Origin of the sequence: Nesterenkonia rhizosphaerae, assembly GCF_039544555.1 — a bacterium.
Classification (GTDB): Bacteria; Actinomycetota; Actinomycetes; order Actinomycetales; family Micrococcaceae; genus Nesterenkonia; species Nesterenkonia rhizosphaerae.
Genome location: NZ_BAABLW010000003.1, coordinates 1 through 16944 on the forward strand (window position 1 = coordinate 1; position 16944 = coordinate 16944).

At 61.8% G+C, this 16944-nt stretch carries 22 protein-coding genes; 4 read left to right on the top strand and 18 right to left on the bottom strand.

Annotated elements, in window-relative coordinates:
* From ABEA23_RS03485 to ABEA23_RS03535, 11 genes are all read right to left on the bottom strand, one after another.
* A partial coding sequence (locus ABEA23_RS03485; protein ID WP_345476686.1) for a hypothetical protein occupies nucleotides 1–327 on the bottom strand: 327 nt, incomplete at its 3' end.
* Nucleotides 328–696: 369 nt separating this feature from the next.
* Entirely contained in the window at nucleotides 697–1284 is a 588-nt protein-coding gene (locus tag ABEA23_RS03490) for a hypothetical protein (RefSeq protein WP_345476687.1), read from the bottom strand.
* Between the two features lie 152 nt (nucleotides 1285–1436).
* Complete coding sequence (locus tag ABEA23_RS03495) at nucleotides 1437–1598, bottom strand: hypothetical protein (protein ID WP_345476688.1); 162 nt, start codon at nucleotides 1596–1598, stop codon at nucleotides 1437–1439.
* 82 nt (nucleotides 1599–1680) lie between these two features.
* A complete protein-coding gene (locus tag ABEA23_RS03500; RefSeq protein ID WP_345476689.1) occupies nucleotides 1681–2187 on the bottom strand; it encodes a single-stranded DNA-binding protein in 507 nt (168 codons plus the stop codon).
* Between the two features lies 1 nt (nucleotide 2188).
* On the bottom strand, nucleotides 2189–3154 hold the full coding sequence (locus ABEA23_RS03505) for a recombinase RecT (protein ID WP_345476690.1): 966 nt from the start codon (nucleotides 3152–3154) through the stop codon (nucleotides 2189–2191).
* Nucleotides 3155–3168: 14 nt separating this feature from the next.
* On the bottom strand, nucleotides 3169–3474 hold the full coding sequence (locus ABEA23_RS03510; RefSeq protein WP_345476691.1) for a hypothetical protein: 306 nt from the start codon (nucleotides 3472–3474) through the stop codon (nucleotides 3169–3171).
* The gene (locus tag ABEA23_RS03515; RefSeq protein WP_345476692.1) at nucleotides 3474–4526 is read right to left on the bottom strand and encodes a YqaJ viral recombinase family nuclease; all 1053 of its coding nucleotides are present in this window, start codon (nucleotides 4524–4526) and stop codon (nucleotides 3474–3476) included. The genes ABEA23_RS03510 and ABEA23_RS03515 overlap by 1 nt, the downstream gene beginning before the upstream one ends.
* Nucleotides 4527–4531: 5 nt before the next feature.
* Nucleotides 4532–4693 carry a hypothetical protein gene (locus ABEA23_RS03520; protein ID WP_345476693.1) on the bottom strand — a complete coding sequence of 54 codons (162 nt, stop codon included), beginning with the start codon at nucleotides 4691–4693 and terminating at the stop codon, nucleotides 4532–4534.
* Nucleotides 4690–4815: a hypothetical protein gene (locus ABEA23_RS03525; protein WP_345476694.1), complete on the bottom strand. Its 126-nt coding sequence runs from the start codon at nucleotides 4813–4815 to the stop codon at nucleotides 4690–4692. The genes ABEA23_RS03520 and ABEA23_RS03525 overlap by 4 nt, the downstream gene beginning before the upstream one ends.
* A 359-nt stretch (nucleotides 4816–5174) precedes the next feature.
* Nucleotides 5175–5486, bottom strand: a complete 312-nt coding sequence (locus tag ABEA23_RS03530) for a hypothetical protein (RefSeq protein WP_345476695.1) — start codon at nucleotides 5484–5486, stop codon at nucleotides 5175–5177.
* Nucleotides 5467–5781: a helix-turn-helix domain-containing protein gene (locus tag ABEA23_RS03535; protein ID WP_345476696.1), complete on the bottom strand. Its 315-nt coding sequence runs from the start codon at nucleotides 5779–5781 to the stop codon at nucleotides 5467–5469. The genes ABEA23_RS03530 and ABEA23_RS03535 overlap by 20 nt, the downstream gene beginning before the upstream one ends.
* A gap of 262 nt (nucleotides 5782–6043) precedes the next feature.
* Here ABEA23_RS03535 and ABEA23_RS03540 point away from each other — a divergent pair, with 262 nt between their 5' ends.
* Nucleotides 6044–6442, top strand: a complete 399-nt coding sequence (locus ABEA23_RS03540) for a hypothetical protein (protein WP_345476697.1) — start codon at nucleotides 6044–6046, stop codon at nucleotides 6440–6442.
* A complete protein-coding gene (locus ABEA23_RS03545) occupies nucleotides 6432–6842 on the top strand; it encodes a tetratricopeptide repeat protein (protein ID WP_345476698.1) in 411 nt (136 codons plus the stop codon). Before ABEA23_RS03540 ends, ABEA23_RS03545 begins: the two co-directional genes overlap by 11 nt.
* An 8-nt stretch (nucleotides 6843–6850) precedes the next feature.
* On the opposite strand, the gene ABEA23_RS03550 is transcribed toward ABEA23_RS03545, so the two are convergent.
* The 6 genes from ABEA23_RS03550 to ABEA23_RS03575 form a co-directional block, all read right to left on the bottom strand.
* Complete coding sequence (locus ABEA23_RS03550; RefSeq protein ID WP_345476699.1) at nucleotides 6851–8017, bottom strand: tyrosine-type recombinase/integrase; 1167 nt, start codon at nucleotides 8015–8017, stop codon at nucleotides 6851–6853.
* A gap of 79 nt (nucleotides 8018–8096) precedes the next feature.
* The gene (locus ABEA23_RS03555) at nucleotides 8097–8555 is read right to left on the bottom strand and encodes a GtrA family protein (RefSeq protein WP_345476700.1); all 459 of its coding nucleotides are present in this window, start codon (nucleotides 8553–8555) and stop codon (nucleotides 8097–8099) included.
* Nucleotides 8552–9799 (bottom strand): mannose-6-phosphate isomerase, class I, encoded by a 1248-nt coding sequence (gene manA, locus ABEA23_RS03560; RefSeq protein WP_345476701.1) that lies wholly within the window; start codon nucleotides 9797–9799, stop codon nucleotides 8552–8554. The genes ABEA23_RS03555 and manA overlap by 4 nt, the downstream gene beginning before the upstream one ends.
* A 134-nt stretch (nucleotides 9800–9933) precedes the next feature.
* Nucleotides 9934–11613 (bottom strand): LCP family protein, encoded by a 1680-nt coding sequence (locus ABEA23_RS03565; RefSeq protein ID WP_345476702.1) that lies wholly within the window; start codon nucleotides 11611–11613, stop codon nucleotides 9934–9936.
* 3 nt (nucleotides 11614–11616) lie between these two features.
* The gene (purE, locus tag ABEA23_RS03570; protein WP_345476703.1) at nucleotides 11617–12225 is read right to left on the bottom strand and encodes a 5-(carboxyamino)imidazole ribonucleotide mutase; all 609 of its coding nucleotides are present in this window, start codon (nucleotides 12223–12225) and stop codon (nucleotides 11617–11619) included.
* Entirely contained in the window at nucleotides 12222–13502 is a 1281-nt protein-coding gene (locus ABEA23_RS03575; protein WP_345476704.1) for a 5-(carboxyamino)imidazole ribonucleotide synthase, read from the bottom strand. The genes purE and ABEA23_RS03575 overlap by 4 nt, the downstream gene beginning before the upstream one ends.
* A gap of 258 nt (nucleotides 13503–13760) precedes the next feature.
* On the opposite strand from ABEA23_RS03575, the gene ABEA23_RS03580 reads away from it, so the two are divergent.
* Together ABEA23_RS03580 and ABEA23_RS03585 are read left to right on the top strand one after the other, a co-directional pair.
* Complete coding sequence (locus ABEA23_RS03580) at nucleotides 13761–14636, top strand: ROK family protein (protein WP_345476705.1); 876 nt, start codon at nucleotides 13761–13763, stop codon at nucleotides 14634–14636.
* A gap of 180 nt (nucleotides 14637–14816) precedes the next feature.
* A complete protein-coding gene (locus ABEA23_RS03585; RefSeq protein ID WP_345476706.1) occupies nucleotides 14817–16280 on the top strand; it encodes a S8 family serine peptidase in 1464 nt (487 codons plus the stop codon).
* A gap of 40 nt (nucleotides 16281–16320) precedes the next feature.
* Here ABEA23_RS03585 and ABEA23_RS03590 read toward each other — a convergent pair whose 3' ends face one another.
* Entirely contained in the window at nucleotides 16321–16902 is a 582-nt protein-coding gene (locus ABEA23_RS03590; RefSeq protein WP_345476707.1) for a TetR/AcrR family transcriptional regulator, read from the bottom strand.
* Nucleotides 16903–16944: the final 42 nt, after the last annotated feature.

The window sequence follows — 16944 nt, forward strand, 5'->3', positions numbered from 1 at the left end:
GGGCTGGGGTGTGGGCTTGCTGGTGGGGGTGTTGGGGTCGGTTTGGGTGGTGTGGTCCCAGTGGGGTCCGGGGTAGTCGAGGATGGCGGGGGTTTTGTTTTCGGGGGTTCGGGCTGCGTGTGTGGTGGCGAGGGTGATGTCTAGGGCGGTGGCGTAGGGGGCGTTTCGTTCGAGGGCTTTGAAGATTCCGGGTTGGTGCCAGTCGTTGCGGATGAGGTTGATGAGGCTGGCTAGTGTTTCTGCGGCTTCGAGGGTGATGCGGGTGTGTGGGGGGACGGGTGGGCGTCCGTGGGGTGGTGTTGTTGGGCCGTCGTGTGTGGGGGTCATTGGTGGGTCTCCGGTGGTTGAGTGTGGGTTTTCCACAGGGTGGCGGCTGGCACTGTAGTTAAGTTATTTGGTGATGAATGATTTTTATTTCTTGATTTCCTTTCTGGTAAGGAGAGAGTAAGAGGTGAGGTGTTTGGAGTACTTTGTAGTACTTTGCTTCGGGTGTGACTCCCGGTGTCACTTGTGAAGTGACTTCTGATGTGACTTGCGATGTGACTTCTTCGCCTGTGTTTCCGGGGTTTTTACCGGTGAGCGGAGTGACTTCGGAAGTGACTTCGGGTGTCCCTTTAGATGTGACTAGGGATGTCACATGTGGAGTCAGTTATGAAGTCACTTCCGGTATCACTTCTGGTGTCACATCGGAGGTCACTAATAGACCGGTGTGGGACGCATGTCATACTCGTCCGGGAGCAATTCACCGGTCACATAGTCCAGATTCTCCACAGGCGCAGCATCAGGCTGACCCTCCTGCACCAGGGCCTGCCGGTGTCGCTGAATCTCCGCATACAACTGCGGATAAGAGGCCTGCCAAACCGCCCAACACACAAGCTCGGGCTGCGCGATCTGAAGACGCGCGTGCTGAAGCGCGAAAGCATCTTTAATCGCCGGTGACTGAATGAACGCGAGCTGATTGGCCACACCCTTGGCCCGTTTCTCGTTCTTCAGGTGGTAATCATGCTTGGTGTAGGTGCGGATCAACACCTCTTGATATTTCCGGTCAACGATGATGTAGCCGCGGTCCTCCAGCTCAGACAGAGCCGTCTCCACATCCTCTGTGGTCCAGGTCGGGGCCATCTCGCTAAACCGCCCAGGGGCCAAGATCAGATAGCCGGTAGAGCGGGTGTGATCGTCCCCAATCATCATGAGATAGAGCAACTGCGCGTAGGGCGGCACTTCCCTGAAGTCACTGCCCTCACGCCACAGTCCCACGTTCAAGCGGCGGTGATTCTCAGCCACATCTCATCACTCCCCTACTGTCTCCGTGGTCTCGCCCCGCTAGTCGGAGCACGCGCATTCACCTGTTACCGGGTTGATCGGCTTGTCACAGGAGTTGCACATCAGGGCACCACGGGCGGCACGGGCGTTCTTATTCATAAGTCGGGGTCTCCTCAGTAAGTGTTAGTAGTAGCGGCGCGATCACGGCGCGCCTGGGCCTGGGCGGCGATGCGCTTGCGGTTGCGCTCTCGCCACCGCTTCCGGGCCTTATGCAGAGGCCAAGCCTCACTTTTGCGAAGGTCAGCAGGGGCATTCGATGGGCGGTAATCAGCCATGGGCTGGGCAAGCTCCTCAGTTCTTGATCAACGTGACCAAGCCACTGTGCCCGCCCAGCCGACTCCGGGGAGGGACGAACCCCTAGAAGGGCGGCTCACCGCCAGTGGGAACATCCCAGCCCCCACCAGCAGGAGCCTGCCCCTGCCCCTGCGGCTGGCCATATCCCCCGCCGAACCCGCCCGTGAAGCCTCCAGGCTGCCCGCCCTGCGGCTGAGCATCGGCACGCTGAACACGGGACACCTGAGCGGTCGCATTGCGCAAGCTCGGGCCAATCTCGTCCACATCCAGCTCCCAAGAGGTGCGCTTCTCGCCCTCCTTGGTCTCAAAGCTGCGAGCCTTCAAACGGCCCTGCGCGATGACCCGCGTGCCCTTGGCCAGGGACTCCGCGGCGTTCTCAGCGGCCTCCTTCCAGAGACTGCACCGCACGAACAGGGTCTCTCCGTCCTTCCATTCGTTGGTCTGCCGGTCAAAGAACCGGGGCGTGGAAGCAATGACGAAGTTCGATACCGCGGCCCCCGATGGGGTGAACCGCAGCTCAGGGTCAGCGGTCAGGTTCCCAACCACGGTGATGATGGTCTCCCCCGCCATGTCAGTTACCTGCCTGTCCGGCGGTCTCCGGCTGAGCCCATCCCGCATCCTGCGGTGCCCATCCGCCAGCACCGTCATTCAGCTCCCCCGTCTCCGGGTCGAAGTTTGGTTCTCCCACACCGGAGGGCAGGCCGCGGGAGTTCTCCATCACCTTGCCCTCCACGGCTTCCGGCTCCTCCACACGGTGGGTCACCTGGGTCAGGTCAGCGGATGCGGTGGTGTCCAGGCGCACGCTCTCATCCGAGACAATCGCGTTCTGGATGGTGGTGTCGCGCGGCATCCACTTGAAGAGTCGGCGCACAACGGTCTTCAGGGCCATCGCGTCAAAGTGGTCCTTCCAGGGGCCCACCACCTGGCCGTCTTTCTTCGCCATGGCGAACTTATCGCGGTGCTCCTGCGCGTCCTTCACGCTCATGAATTCCACGGTCTGGTAGTCGGAGCCCTTGCGGCGGAACTTCGCGTAGTAGCCCTTCACCTGCCCACGGTCACCAAAGGACGGCTTATGGTGCAGCTCGTCGGTGCCATAGTCAATCTCGAACTGGTCACCCTCGTAGATCGGGCGGGCGACCACGATGTCAATCTCATTGGAGCGGTTCGCAAGGTCCAGCATCCCCTGGTAGCCCAGGATGAACACGGCGGTCATTTCCTTGGTCCGCTTCTGGGGATTCCAGACGTTCATGGGCAGGATGTACGCCTGACCCAGTGCGCCGATACCGGGCCGCAGGCCCAACTGCGCGCAGGTCATCAGTGCCCCCAGGAAGCTGGTGCGGTCGCACTCCAGGAGCTTGGGTGTCTGGCGCAGGCAGGTAATGGCATCACGGACAAGCTGGGAGGCTTCAGCACCGCGTGGCATCGCCAGCGCGAACTGCTGCTCCATTCCCCGGATCGTGGTCTCCAACGATGGTTCGGCCTGCTGGGCCACTGCCTTATTCGCGCTGCTCACGCGGGAGGTGAGGTTCTTTCCCATAATGGTGTCTCTCTCTACTGGTGGATGAGTGTCTTGCCGTGCTTGGTGAATGGGCCAGCGGAGCGGTGCCCGATGACCCGGTGATCGGGGTTCACGCAGAGCGCTTCCCCGCAGGTGCTGAAAAGCTCCTGGCCCTCTTCTGGCCACGGGTTGCCGTGAAGCTCCCAGGCCGCTCGGACTGCGCTGAAAATCTTGGTGCCGTCCTTGCGTTTGTATCCGAAGCGGGCCTCTGACTTGTGGGAGAAGCCCGTCCAGAGCCAGCAACCGCTAGGGGCTTCCTCCACCTTCGCTTTCAGCCGCTCCAGTGGTGCCGTGGTCATTACTTGGCGTCCTTCAACGCCGGGGCGCGCAGCACACGGGCACGGTACTTTCCGTAAAGGCCCGGCTCTGCCTCCTGGAGCGCCTTGGAATCAAGCTGGGTGACCGTCTTCTGGTACTTCGCGGCCAGCTCCGGATGATCCGCCTCAAACTTCCGGGCAGAAAAGGCACCGTTCTGCTTGATCGTGAAGTAGACCCGCTGATCCTCAGCGCCAGCCAGGAGTTCCTTATCCCCGGCCAACTGCCGGATGCGGGCCGCGGTGTTGTCCCGCTCCTTCTCCAGCTCCTTGATCTGCTTGCCCAGGCTCGTGTGGGCTTCACGCAGCTCAGCCAGCTCAGCTACAGGCGCGGTGGCTGGCGGCTCAGAGACAGCGTTGCCGTACTGCGCTTTCAGCAGCTCCAGATCAGACTTCACTGCGGGCGGCGCCTCACTGGTGAGGACGTGCTGGGTCCAGAAGCGCTCCTCAATGGCGATCAGCTCGGTGATCAGGTCGTCGTCCCGCTCAATGCGGCGCATGAACCAATCACGTCCATCCAGGAGGCCACACACCCAGGCGTGGGTTCGACCGGTGACGGCCATGCCGTGCTGAACCTGAAGCTCAGCGTGGTCAGGAACCTGGCCGTCTTCCCATTCATGGCTCAGCCAGCCGTTGGAGGTCTTGCATTCCAGCAGGCCGCCGTCTTCGGTGAGCCCATCGGGGGTGTACTGCATGAAGGGGTGGGACTTGGAGCGCAGAAGTCCGCGCTGCCGCACCCGCAGGCCGCTGGCCTCAGTGAAGAGTTCCCGAACGATGGGCTCTAAGAGGTTGCCCATCTTCATGGCCATGGTTTCCGGCTTCGGGGGTGCAAGCTTCAGCTTGTCCAGCCAGACGCTATAGGCAGATGCCCATTTGTTGAGTCCGACGATGGCGGAGACATCTGAGCCTCCGATGCCCTGGGTGCGGGCCTCCAGCCATGCCTCACGAGGAGCATCAGCCGGAAGCACCAGGGTGGCGTTGGGGGTGGCGAAGTTGACTGCGCCGTCGTAGGCGAAGGCCAGTGCGCTGGATGTCATTGTGGTCAGCCTCCGATCCCGACGAGGACGGCCACGGTGAGGGCGATCATGGCCCAGAGGGTGGCCAGCGCCAGCAGCACGGTGGCGGCGGACGCTACAAGCTCACCGGCAGGGGTGAGGTGGATATCGCGGGACTCCAGGAAGTCCTCAAACCATGGGCTGATCATGCTGTGGCCTCCTGTTCACGGCGAAGGGCCAGGGTCAGGAAGTCTGCGATGAGCAGAGGTGAGCGGCGACGGCGCAGCATGGCCATCCCGACCTCGTAGGTGCTCGGTCCGGTGTTCGGCATTTTGTCCTCCTTGATGGTGGTTGAGTGCTGCTAGGTACTCACGGGCTTGGCGGGCCGGTGAGGTCAATCACGCGCATTACGCTAATATGACATTAGCTAGTGTAGGTGGTCGTGTATTGCTTTGCAAGACATATTTCTCGTGTTGCGATATGCCGCGAATCCACAGACTGACAGAAGCTGTGATGACGGGAGCTGGCGCGATAGGATAGAAGGCACTGGTAACGGGTGGTGCCGACCAGTTCACTGATAGGCGCAAGCGGCGGCTCTAGCCCGCCCGCGAGTCTCTATTGGTGGTTGAGTGAGGAGGAGCCTCTGGTGACCCAATCCGTGGCTGGATAGGTGAAGAGGCTCCTCCTTTTTCACTTCCTCTGGCGCTTGGAGGTTCGGAATCCCAGCGCTTCTGCTGCGGCCACCTCTGGGGCCTTCGGCTTCGCTGGCCGGGATGGCCCCTCGGCCCTCTCCACCCGAGCAGCCAGCATGGCGCTCACTTGATCTGGAGTGAATGCGATCTTTCCGCGCCCCAGTCGCGTGCAGTCCACTTTTCCCTTGCGGACCATCTCCCGCATCTCCCAGGCGGTGAACTTCCTCTTGCCCTCGTGGTCCTTCCCGAAGTGAGCTTCAAGCTCCTCCGGCGTGTATAGGGGCGGAATGTCAGCTAGAACTGCGCTCATTGCGTCCACCCCCAATAGCGATGCTGGCGGAGCGGCGGGCCACTGGGGCATCCATGGTGGTTACCCCGGCCTTGGGTTCGTTCTCGTTGATGAAGATTGTGCCCGGTGCGACGCCCAGGGCGGTTTCGATTCGCTCAGCCAGATCGGCTGTGCAGGTGGTCATGCGCCCGTTCCGTAGGTGGTCAATGGTGCTGGGCGCACAGTCAGCGCGTCGGGCCAGCTCGGAAGCTGTCATTTCGGCGCCAGGCTCTCGCCCGACGAAGGCGCGGATGGCGGCGGTATTGCGGAGTTTCATAGCGGCCTCTGGTGATTTCCCTATGTGGCTGGATTGGTGGCACCAGAGTACCCGTCACTGTGAATTCCTGTCCATTGTGACTCTAAATATCTGTATCGCAGGGCTAAACCTGAACCAGTTTCACCACTGTGAGACCTGTTCGCAACAGGCATGAAAACCGCGAAAATTCGGGAAGTTTTCCTAGACCGCCACTGTGAACAGGGGCAGAATGGCCGTTACGCGCCTCTAAATGAGGGGCCTCGAACTGTTACGTAGGAGAACTATGACCACACCAATTCATGACCTCATAGAGTCGCTGAAAGGAGCCCGGACATACGAAGCCCTGGCTAAAGACTGCGGCGGCACACCAAGCCCCGGGCGCATCCACCAAATGGCCAAGTCGCCCATGAAGGTCTTCCCCTCCCCGGAGTCTCTGCGCGGACTGGCCAAAGGGCTGGGAGTGCGGCCCAGCGTCGTCGTCAAAGCGTGCGCCGAAAGCCTAGGGCTCATTGATGAAGAGGAGTTACTAGGCCCGCCCCTGCCGCTTCCCGAAGGCGTGCGGAACCTCTCCAGAAGCCAGCGCAACGCTCTTATTGCCATCGCCCAAGAGATTGTCACCACCAACGAAGCACTCAGGGCCGCACAGGCCGCAGATGCCCCGGAGGCCACGAGTGCAGCCTGAGCACGTAGACCCTGACTTGCTCATAGAGCAGATCAACACTGAGGAGCTTTACCGGCGCCGCCTGGTCTGGGGCCGTGACCTCAATGACTGGCATTTGACGTTAGATCACTGGATCAGCACCGGGCTGACAGCTAAGGCCCTGGAGCTGCTGGAGCTGATTCTGGAGACGGTAGAGACCCTAGAGCAGTTCGACACCCGAGAGCCGCAGTTCTACTGGTACAAGATGACAGCGGAGCTGTACCTCAGCACGGGAGAGCCTGATAAGGCTGCCGACACCCTAGAGCGCTGGGTAGCCGGCTGGCCGGACTCTCGCGCGGTCCCTGACCAGGCCAGGGCCTCCCTGGAGCGCACTAAGACCCAGATCACTACCAAAGTAGCTAAGCTGCGAAAGAGCGCCTGAGCAGGGCCCTAGGCCTCCAGGAGGCTTGCCAGCTTCAGCGCGGCATCATCGTATAGATGCCCATACCGGTCGTAAGTCATCTGAATAGACTTATGCCCTAGTCTCGCCTGCAACGCTTTCGGATCAGCCCCCTTGGCAATCAGCCATGACGCGTGAGTATGCCGCAGATCATGCACCCGGGGCCGCACATGAAGGCCACGCTCCTGCGCCAACTCCCTGGCGGGGCTCCAATACGCATCATAGAACGTCGCGGAGAACAGCGGCCCACCAGTCACCCGCTGGAAAAGCAGCTCACCGGGGTCCACCGTCTGTTGATACCCCAGAAGAATCTGAGATGACTTCATCGGCAGGATGATCGTTCGGATGCCGGCCTTGGACTTGGGCCCGCCAATGTAGCGATGCTGGCGGTAGACCTTCCAAGCCCGCGCAATAGTGATCTGAGCGCGTCCGTCTGCGCGCTCCGTCACATCCATATGTGCGCGCAGGGCGGTAGCTTCAGCAAAGCGCATCCCAGAATTGACCAAGGTGTTCACCAGAACCGGCACACCCAAGTTCTTGCGCTTCGGGCGCTTGTGCCCTTCCTCCACCACGTCAATGACGGCATCTTCCATGAGCTGGTACTGCTGGGCGGTCAGATAGACCTGCTCCACAACTTCATTAGTATCTGGGGACTTTATCCCCTTCCCCGGGTTCTGCCCAATAGGCCAGTCTGGCGACTCGACGCCGAAATCCAAGGCGCTGGAGAGAATGCCGTGAATGCCCTTCTTCGTGACTGCCTTCACGGGCAAGCCCTCGAACCAACGGACAACATGCTCCCGTTTCAACACATCCAGCTTCATCTTGCCGATGCTGTCCGTTACGTGCCGGTCCATGGTGTCCCGGTATTGGTCCTTGGTCGCAGTTGTGCCGTGCGACTCGTAGCGAATCCAGTAGTCAATGAGGGCGTTAAGCGTGGGAGCCGTTGACCGCATTGCCACCACGGCCTCCTCCGCGAGCCTGAAGGACTGGCCATTGGCGTTGAGGAAGTCAACAAGCAACTGAGCCTCATGCGGGTCATCAAAGGTCTTGCTGGATTGCTTCAGCTTCCCGTCTGGGCGGCGATAGTCAGGGTCTCGATAGAGGACGTAGTAGACAGCACTGCCGTCTTTGCGCGTCGCCGTCTTGATGCTTGCCATGAGCACTGAATCTAGAGACTTTTCAACACTTCCGCCAGTTCTTTCAACACTAGCCGATCAGTGACACTAAAACCCCAGGTCAGCGGACTGCAACGGTTTCCCCAGTGAAAACCCAGAACTTGTAGGCAACAAATCGGAAGCACATGGCAAGGATCATGCCGATGACGCTTCCGGAGATGAATGATGCCTGCGTTGAGGTCAAGCCCAGCACGTAGTAGGAGAAGGCCACACAGCCGGACTGAATACCAAGTCCGATCAGGTTCATGACAACAAACATCACCAGCTCGCGGCTGCGCGTCTTGGTGCGCTGGTGCCGGAACGTCCAGTATCGGTTGCCGATCCAGGAGAACAGCGTCGCCACTGCGACCGCAATGGCTTTGGATTTCACATGGGAGTCCGCCATCGGGCCGGAGATCAGCCAGATGAAGATGCCGGAGTCGATGATGAAGGCCACTCCCCCGACGACGCCGAACTTGGCCAGTTCACGCCACAAGGTGCGGAAGAGACCTATCCCTTTAGACCACAGTTGGGACATCATGCGTCCTCCCGCGCCGGCGAACCCTGAGCGATAGCGATGAAAATCTGAGCCTCCTGGTCAGTGCTGAATGTGATCTGCTCGCCTGAGTCAATAAAAACTGACTCGCCGGCAGCAAGCGTGAGAGTCCTCGTGTCTTCGGCGGCCCGGGCGTGGACCGTGCCTGCGGTGCAGATGGCAACGGCTGCAGCCTGCGGGCTCAGCGTGTGGGCCGAACCCGCTGCAGGGAAATCTATACGTGTTAGCTGAAATTCTTCTACCGGCGGTAAGTAGTTGAGCACCCCGCTCTGGGTGCTGACTGGTTCACAGTACGGCAGCGGCAGCACTTCTGGCTGAACAACAGCAAGGAGTTCGGGGACATCAATATGTTTGGATGTCAGGCCTCCGCGCAGGACATTGTCTGAAGCAGCCATGACTTCCACGCCCACCCCGCTCAAATAGGCATGCAGGTTCCCTGCCGGCAGGAAGAGTCCCTCACCGGGGCGCAGATCAATCCGGTTGAGCAGGGTGGCCACCAGAACCCCCGGATCGGCGGGGAATGCAGCAGTCGTGCGCTGCAGGGTATCCACCAGCACTGCGTTGAGTCCAACGTCGGTGAGCACCCCGTCAGCTGCCGCCTCTCCCAGAGCAGCTGCCACGGCGCCAGCCTCGGGCGCTCCGCTGCGCAGCACCCATTCCAGGGCGGCGTCGTAGTTCTGCGACTCCACGTGCTGGAGGAGCACCTCCAACCCCGGGTAGTCCTTCTGCAGCGCATCAGAGAGTGCGCGCAGATCAGCGGCGGCCTCAGCATAGGGCCGAAAGCCGCAGAGCGCGGAGAATTCGGTGATCGCCACAATCAGTTCGGGTTTGTGGTGGGGGTCCTTGTAATTGCGCTGTGCGGCTGTGAGCTCAATGCCAGCAGAGTTCTCTGACTCGAAACCAGCTCGAGCAGCAGCCTGGGTGGGGTGAGCCTGAATGGACAGCGGCTTATCAGCGGCAAGAATCTTCAGCAGGAAAGGCAGCTCGGACCTAAGGACCTCGCGCAGCGGCATGGTGGCATCGCGATTCTCCAGCTGCACCTCTGAGGGCGCACCCGAGTGGGTTCCCATCCAGATTTCGGCCTGCGGGGTCGCCGAAGGGGGCCAGCCAAAGAGCTCGCTGAACGCGTGAGTTGACCCCCACGCGTACTCGCGAACGGGGTTGATCATCCTGAACACCGGATGAACCATACCAGCGGGCTGTGCCCGGTCAGAGGTATTTCGTGGCATCTGCAGCAGATTGTGGCCAAACTCCCAGCTTCACAACAAGCCGACGACGCCGCAACTGAGGTGCCCTGCGGTCTCAGCCACTGGTACCAGCAGCACTGGGCGTATGTTCAGCGGTCCAGATCAGCCTGTCCAGATCAACCCCGCACCGGGGTGCACTCGTTGTTATCGCGGGCTGCTTCTTCCAGCACTGCCAGATTGCCTGCCTGCTCAGCCTCTATGAGGTATTCCATGGTGAGCGGCGAACCATCTGGTTGGGTCAGCTCAGCCGGTGCTGTGTCACTATCAGCCGGTGGCATGTCACCAGAGACCGCCGGATCACTGTGCTCCGGTGTGGGGCCGGGGGCAGACCCAGCACTGGAATCCTCCGCAGGTTCAGTCTGATCCTGATCTGAGTTCTCTTGCGCCTGGTTCTCCGGGGTTGCAGTGTCTTCGGTCTCTTCTTCCTGACCTTCATTAGCGATCAGCTCATCTACGCGAGCGTGGATGCGGTCAAAGTCCGGGTAGGTGGAGAACAGCTCCGAGGGCGGACCGAAATCCGGGGCACCAAGAACCAGGCGCTGGGGATTGTGCTGCTGCGCATCCACCGCCAAGTTCAGCAGGCTGCCCAGCTGGGATTGCGGGATGTTGGTTTCGAACAGATTCTCACTGGCCTGCATCAGTTCGGTGAACCGGGTCAGCAGGGTCTGCGGGGTGAACTGGGCGACCATCGCCTGCTGGATACACTGCTGGCGCTGGATGCGGTTGTAGTCGGAGGAGTACTTCCGAGACCGCGCATAGGAGAGGGCTTGGTCTCCGTTGAAGGTATGGATACCGGGCTCAAACCACCAATCACCCCAGCGATCAGTCTCCGGGTGCCGGCCGTCATAGGGGACCCAGCCGCTGGTCTCCACGGTGACTCCGCCCATGGCGTCGATCAGCTCGGAGAATCCGCCCATATCTACCATCACGTAGCCGTGGATACTCAGGTCAAGGGTGCCGGAGATGGCTTCCATCATGGCTTCAGCCCCAGGATCCTGGGCCTCTGGGTAGAGGTGGGAGTACTGGTTGGTCACCTCGGTGTAGAGGAAGTTGATAATGCACTCATTGCCACAGTTATAACCCTCCGGGTAAACCTGTCGCATGGGAGAGTCTTCGCTGAACCGCGCGTTCTGGAAGTCCCTCGGGATGGAGAAGATGATGCTCTCGGAGGTGTCCTGATTGACCGAGATCATGTGGATCGAGTCCGGGCGCACACCTTCGCGGCCCTCCCCGGAGTCAGCTCCCAATAACAGGAAGTTATAGCGCCCTTCCTCTGCCGGAATGGAAGGACCGGAGGAGAAGATCCCTGACAGTGCTTCACGTCCCTGATTCACCAGGTGCGCCGCGTAGCCCAGTCCACCGCTGGTGAGGGTGATGAGCACGATGAGGGTCACTGCGATGATCGGTTTGAATCCCGGAGCCAGCGTGGCGAAGCGGATGAGCCGGAAAGTGTCCAGCCACAGCAGCAGCCATCCGATGGCCAGGCCTGCCAGCAGTGCTGCGGCCACCCACATGATGAAGGGCTGCGTCAGCGCGCTGAGCAGCACTCCGCGCATGGTGAAGAAGAACGCTGCGCCTAAGAGCAGCAGGAACCAGCACCCGACGGTGACCGCCAGCGCCGCCCGGCCCAGGGCCCGTGAGCCTGCCGCGATCTGCGCGCCGCCGGGAATGAACAGTGTCAGTGCCGTAAGAATCAGTGCCCGGCGGGTGCGGTCCTGAGGGCTAGCAGTGCGCGGATCGCGCAGGGCATCGGCTGAGCCGCTGAACTCGTGGTAGGTGATAGTGGGTGTGATCACGGTTTAAGCAGCGCCTGCGGCGTAGGGGGATTCAGTGCTGGGTGCGGCGTCGTCGGCTGCAGGTGAGTCGCTGCGCGGGCGGAAGGTGGAAAGCTGCGCAGCTTCAGTACGCAGTGCTTCTCCCTTGGCATGGGCTTCGGCCGCCAGCTTCTGCTGGAACTCCAGCAGCTTGTTCCGCAGTTCGGCGGCCATCTCGTCGCTGCCGGCGGCCAGAGTGCGCACTGCTAGCAGCCCGGCGTTGCGCGCGCCGCCCACTGACACTGTGGCCACCGGGACCCCGGCGGGCATCTGCACAATGGACAGCAGCGAGTCCATGCCGTCGAGGTATTTCAGCGGCACCGGCACACCGATCACCGGCAAGGGCGTCACCGAGGCCAGCATGCCCGGAAGGTGGGCGGCCCCGCCGGCACCGGCGATGATCACACGGATACCGCGGGTGTGGGCCTTCTTGCCATAGGCGATCATCTCTTCAGCCATCCGGTGGGCGGAGACCACATCCGCTTCAAAGCCGATGCCGAATTCATCCAGCGCCTCAGCAGCGGCTTTCATAGTGGGCCAGTCCGAATTGGACCCCATGACCAGACCGACCAGGGGTGTCTCTGCGGTGCTCATGCCTGATTCTCCTGGGTGTGATCGTCGGGGCCCTCTACGATGAGGCGCGCTGTCTCTGCGGCAGTGTGCCGGGCCCGCTCAAGCCGTTTGCGGGAGGCCTCGTAGGCCTCTGAGGGACGGGTGGTCTGGCTGAGAATATTGACGTGCCCGATCTTGCGTCCGGGTTTGGGGTCCTTGCCGTAGAGATGGATCTTTGAATGCGGGGATCGGCGCATTGCAGAGGGGACGGCGGCGTGCAGGTCCTGGTTGCGCCCGCCCAGCAGGTTCTTCATCACCACATATCCCCCGGCCCCACCGGTCACCGCGGTGCTGCCCAGCGGCAGGTTCAGCACAGCACGCAGATGCTGCTCGAACTGGCTGGTGACCGCACCATCCATGGTCCAGTGCCCGGAGTTGTGCGGGCGCATGGCGAGTTCGTTGACGTAGATTCCGGGGGCGACGTCGGCATCTGAGGTCTCAGTGATTTCGAAGAGCTCCACAGCCAGCATGCCGGTGACGCCTAAGTCTTCAGCGATGGTGCGGGCGATGCGTTCTGCCTCGGCAACATGCTCAGCACTGGTGCGCGGTGCCGGGGCGATGACTTCGTCACAGACCCCGTTGGTCTGGGTGGATTCGACCACTGGATAGGCCACAATCTCGCCTCGCGGTGAGCGAGCCACCTGGGCGGAGAGCTCACGGCTATAGGGAACTTTCTGCTCGGCCAACAGGCCGGTCTGCTGCTGCTCGGCACGGGAGAACCACTCGGTGACCTCGGCGGACTGGACGGCCGCGGCGTCGTCGATGATCATCACGCCTTTGCCGTCATAACCCCCGCGCGGGGTCTTCAGCACTACCGGCCAGCCGATGGCGTTGCCGAAGCTGATCAGCTCCTCGGCGGTATGGACCTCATTCCAGCGCGGGTTAGGCAGCCCGAGGTCCTCCACGGCCCGGCGCATGGCCAGTTTGTCCTGGGCGAAGAGGAGCGCCTGCGGTCCGGGGTTCATGGCGATGCCAGCCTCGGCGAGGGCATCGAGCACCTCTGCGGGCACGTGTTCGTGGTCAAAGGTGATGGCATCCATGGCCCGGCCCTCCCGCCCCTTGGCGAAGGCCAGCACGTCCTCCACGCTGCGGTAGTCCCCGAAGACGGTGTGAGGGATCACCTGAGCCGCTGAGGCTTCGGCGCTGCCGGCCAGCAGATGCAGCTCGATGCCGAGCTCCACAGCCGCCGGGGCCATCATGCGGGCAAGCTGCCCGTCGCCTAGAACTCCGACGCGTGGGGTTGAGTCAGTACCAGTCACAGTCCCCCATTATGCGCGCTGTTGACTGGTGCAAGCATCACGCAACACCGCGCAGGGCAGGTCCGGGGGTTCCGCGACGAGGTGCCGACCGTGCTTCCAAGACTGCGCTGATGATGCTAGGAGTATTGTCATCGAACACAATGTCCGAGCCGGTGCTATCCCTTGGCGAGCAAGAGCAGGCTCAGCTATGAGGAGATTCAGCGCTCGTCCATGCTCGGAGCAGACCTAGTCAGGGAGCAGACCTAGTCAGGTGATGGATTGACTTATCTTGTCGCAGGAATAGAGACCGGCGGTACCAAGATTATGTGTGCCATTGCTGGGGCGGAGAATCCCAGCAGAATCCTGGACGTAGCTATCATCCCCACTCTGGATCCAGCAGAGACCATTCCACAGGCGCAGGCGTTTTTCGCCGAGCATCACGCCCACACCCCCATTCGCGGTCTCGCGGTGGCCTCCTTCGGCCCGGTTGACGTGGACGCGACCTCTGCAACCTATGGCCAGCTCCTCAACACGCCGAAGACCGCTTGGCGAGGAACTGATGTCAGAGAGTTCGCCCAGGGTCTCGATGACCCCGCGTTTGCACTGATGACTGATGTTGACGGGGCCCTGCTGGGAGAGCACCGCGCAGGTGCGGCTCAGAACACCACAGGCGCCGCCTACGTCACCGTCGGAACGGGAGTAGGGGTTAGCCTTCTCGCCGGGACAGAACTGGTGTCCGGGGCCAGACGTCCCGAGTTGGGGCATGTAGCTGTCCGTCGGCACGCTGATGACGATTTCGCCGGCAGCTGTCCCACACATGGCGACTGCCTAGAGGGGATGGCCTCGGGGCCGGCGTTAGCGCAGCGGCGAGCTTCGCAGGATCAGGAGGCAATCGCACAGTTCTGCGCTTACTACGTGGGCCAGCTGTGCAGCACCCTTGCCCTCACCGGGATCCCAGAGTTGATCGTCGTCGGCGGGGGTGTCTCAAAGATCCCTGGGCTGTTGGGGAGTGCTTCAGATTCAATGCGCCAGTTCCTCGGTGACTATTTGGATACCTCTCAAGGGGCAGGTGTTCCGCCACTGAAGCGTCCTGCACTGGGAGACTACTCAGGCGTCACCGGAGCGCTGACTACTGCCGCATCCATCGCACGGTGACCCGGATCGGCCGAACCAGCTTCTATAGGGCCTTTGGTTATCGCGTGGGATGAGTGAACGAGGCAGGTCCGGGGGTTCCGCGACGTCGAGTCGGCCAGTAGCGTAGCCGTCACCGATACAGGAGAACTCAGTTACCGGAGAACTCAGCGCGGGCGATGCGCAGAACTGGAGCCGCCGACTATGGGACGATTCGTGATCTCGTTTGATACCGCCGATGAAGAGGTCCGGCATCGGGAAGCGCCCGGGCTGCTTCATACCCAGGGCTTTTCCACCGATATCTACTTCCCGCGGCTGGGCATTGGCGTGGTGGAGGATGAGCCCGAGCGCCTGGAGGCTTTTCGGGGACGCTGCGCTGCGCAGCAGCGGCCCATGCAGTACTTCCCGGAGCTGACCTATTACGCGATTAACGCAGGTGCAGATCGCGACGGCGGGGACTCACCTGGTGCCGGTGAGTTCACCTGGGGTCTGGAGGCAGTACAGATCCGCCGGGCCGTGCAGACCGGTGCGGCGGGCGCCGGTGTGCGGGTGGCGGTACTTGATACCGGCTTTGACGCCTCCCATCCTGACTTTGCCGACAGGAGCGTCGTCGTGGAGTCTTTCATCACCGGTCAGGGTCCGCAGGATGTTCACGGCCATGGGACGCACTGCATTGGCACTGCCTGCGGACCGTGGCACACGGCCGCGGGGGCTGCGCAGAGCCCCGGCTATGGTGTGGCCTCGGAGGCAGAGATCTACTCCGCCAAGGTTCTCGGGGACGACGGCGCGGGCTCAGATACTTCTATCCTGGCGGGTATCGACTGGGCGCTGCAGAACGACTGCCAGGTGATCTCTATGTCTTTGGGAGCTGATGTGCCCCAGGTGCATCCTCCCTATGTAACTGCTGGTCGGCGGGCTTTGGAGCAGGGTGCTGTGATGATTGCGGCAGCAGGCAATAATGCTCACCGCAGTGCCGGAGACCACGGTTTTGTGGGCGCGCCGGCGAACAGCCCATATGTGATGGCGGTGGCCGCGGTGGACGAGCAGCTGCGGATCGCGGACTTTTCTGCGCGATCGCTGCCGCATGAGGGCGGTGAGATCGATATTGCCGCCCCCGGGGTGGAGATCTATTCGGCCTGGCCGACCCCGCAGCGTTATCAGAGCATCAGCGGCACCTCAATGGCGGCTCCACATGTCTCGGGGATTGCTGCAGTGATCGCGGGGGCCAGCGGACTGCGTGGTCAAGAGTTGTGGGATGCCCTGATTTCTGCGGCGGTCCCGGTTCAAGGAGCTGCCGCAGAGGATGTGGGTGCGGGACTGGCGGCGGTACCGGCGAACCTGGTGTCGGAGTCGCCAACCACAGGGGCCGGCGTGCCAGGAACTGGGACGGCAGAGGTTGGCCCGGCAGAGCCGCAGCACTGGGTCATTACGGTGGATGATGAGCATTTGAGCCATATCGACGACGTCGTCGCTCAGTTGCAGGAGGCCGGCCTGGTGGTGGAGAAGGTGCTGCGCAGCCTGGGCCAGATCACCGGGTATACCGAAGGGACGTCAGTTCAAAGCGACGAGGTTTCGGGTACGCAAAGGCTAGGCGCAGTCAACGGCGTCGCCTCGATCGACGGCGCTCAGCGCCACAGTGTGGCCCCGCCGGATGCCGAGGTCCAGTGAGAGGGACCTGCTGGTGCAGTCTCCCCACGGAAAGAGGAACTTAAGGCAGAAGCTGCGCCGCGGATGTGCGCGCGTCGCTGATAGCAGCAGGGAAGTCAGAGACTGAGCGCAGCACGGTCGCGCCTTCGTGCAGGGTCAGCAGCGCCGTGGCCATCTGCTGCGACTGCTGATGGCCGGACTCCTCTAGCAGCTGCTGGAACTTCTGCTGCAGCCAGCGTTTCTGACCGCGAATAATCTCGTGCGCCGGGTGCTCCGGTGTGGACAGCAGCTCGGCATGCGCGTGCACGAATGCGCAGCCCTGGCGGCCGTGCTCGGCCATCCAGGATTCAAGCGCATCAAAGACCGCAAGTACTGGCTCTTCCTCCGGATGGGCGGCAATCCAGTTCTCAAGCCACTGCCGATACCGATAGTCGCGCTCCTGAAGATACGCGCACACCAGGGCAGCCTTCGACGAGAACCTGTCGTAGATCGTCTTCTTTGTCACCCCGGCAGAGGCCGCCACCGCGTCAACCCCCACAGCACCGATCCCGCGCTCATAGAACAGTGCGCTCGCCGCATCCAGTACCGCTCGGGCGCCCGGAGTCAACTGCGTTTTACGCTGCAAATTATCAGTAGGGACCATACCGGTGAGTATAGTACTAACTATACCGGTAAGTATACCTAT

Excerpts from the sequence above, each read along its gene's own strand:
- ABEA23_RS03530 (WP_345476695.1), bottom strand. The coding sequence starts at position 5,486 with ATGAGCGCAGTTCTAGCTGACATTCCGCCCCTATACACGCCGGAGGAG.
- ABEA23_RS03515 (WP_345476692.1), bottom strand. The coding sequence starts at position 4,526 with ATGACATCCAGCGCACTGGCCTTCGCCTACGACGGCGCAGTCAACTTC.
- ABEA23_RS03555 (WP_345476700.1), bottom strand. The coding sequence starts at position 8,555 with ATGATGTCCCAACTGTGGTCTAAAGGGATAGGTCTCTTCCGCACCTTG.
- ABEA23_RS03525 (WP_345476694.1), bottom strand. The coding sequence starts at position 4,815 with ATGCCGAACACCGGACCGAGCACCTACGAGGTCGGGATGGCCATGCTG.
- purE (WP_345476703.1), bottom strand. The coding sequence starts at position 12,225 with ATGAGCACCGCAGAGACACCCCTGGTCGGTCTGGTCATGGGGTCCAAT.
- ABEA23_RS03540 (WP_345476697.1), top strand. The coding sequence starts at position 6,044 with ATGACCACACCAATTCATGACCTCATAGAGTCGCTGAAAGGAGCCCGG.
- ABEA23_RS03550 (WP_345476699.1), bottom strand. The coding sequence starts at position 8,017 with ATGGCAAGCATCAAGACGGCGACGCGCAAAGACGGCAGTGCTGTCTAC.
- ABEA23_RS03520 (WP_345476693.1), bottom strand. The coding sequence starts at position 4,693 with ATGATCAGCCCATGGTTTGAGGACTTCCTGGAGTCCCGCGATATCCAC.
- ABEA23_RS03585 (WP_345476706.1), top strand. The coding sequence starts at position 14,817 with ATGGGACGATTCGTGATCTCGTTTGATACCGCCGATGAAGAGGTCCGG.
- ABEA23_RS03590 (WP_345476707.1), bottom strand. The coding sequence starts at position 16,902 with ATGGTCCCTACTGATAATTTGCAGCGTAAAACGCAGTTGACTCCGGGC.
- ABEA23_RS03495 (WP_345476688.1), bottom strand. The coding sequence starts at position 1,598 with ATGGCTGATTACCGCCCATCGAATGCCCCTGCTGACCTTCGCAAAAGT.
- ABEA23_RS03535 (WP_345476696.1), bottom strand. The coding sequence starts at position 5,781 with ATGAAACTCCGCAATACCGCCGCCATCCGCGCCTTCGTCGGGCGAGAG.
- manA (WP_345476701.1), bottom strand. The coding sequence starts at position 9,799 with ATGCCACGAAATACCTCTGACCGGGCACAGCCCGCTGGTATGGTTCAT.
- ABEA23_RS03505 (WP_345476690.1), bottom strand. The coding sequence starts at position 3,154 with ATGGGAAAGAACCTCACCTCCCGCGTGAGCAGCGCGAATAAGGCAGTG.
- ABEA23_RS03510 (WP_345476691.1), bottom strand. The coding sequence starts at position 3,474 with ATGACCACGGCACCACTGGAGCGGCTGAAAGCGAAGGTGGAGGAAGCC.
- ABEA23_RS03500 (WP_345476689.1), bottom strand. The coding sequence starts at position 2,187 with ATGGCGGGGGAGACCATCATCACCGTGGTTGGGAACCTGACCGCTGAC.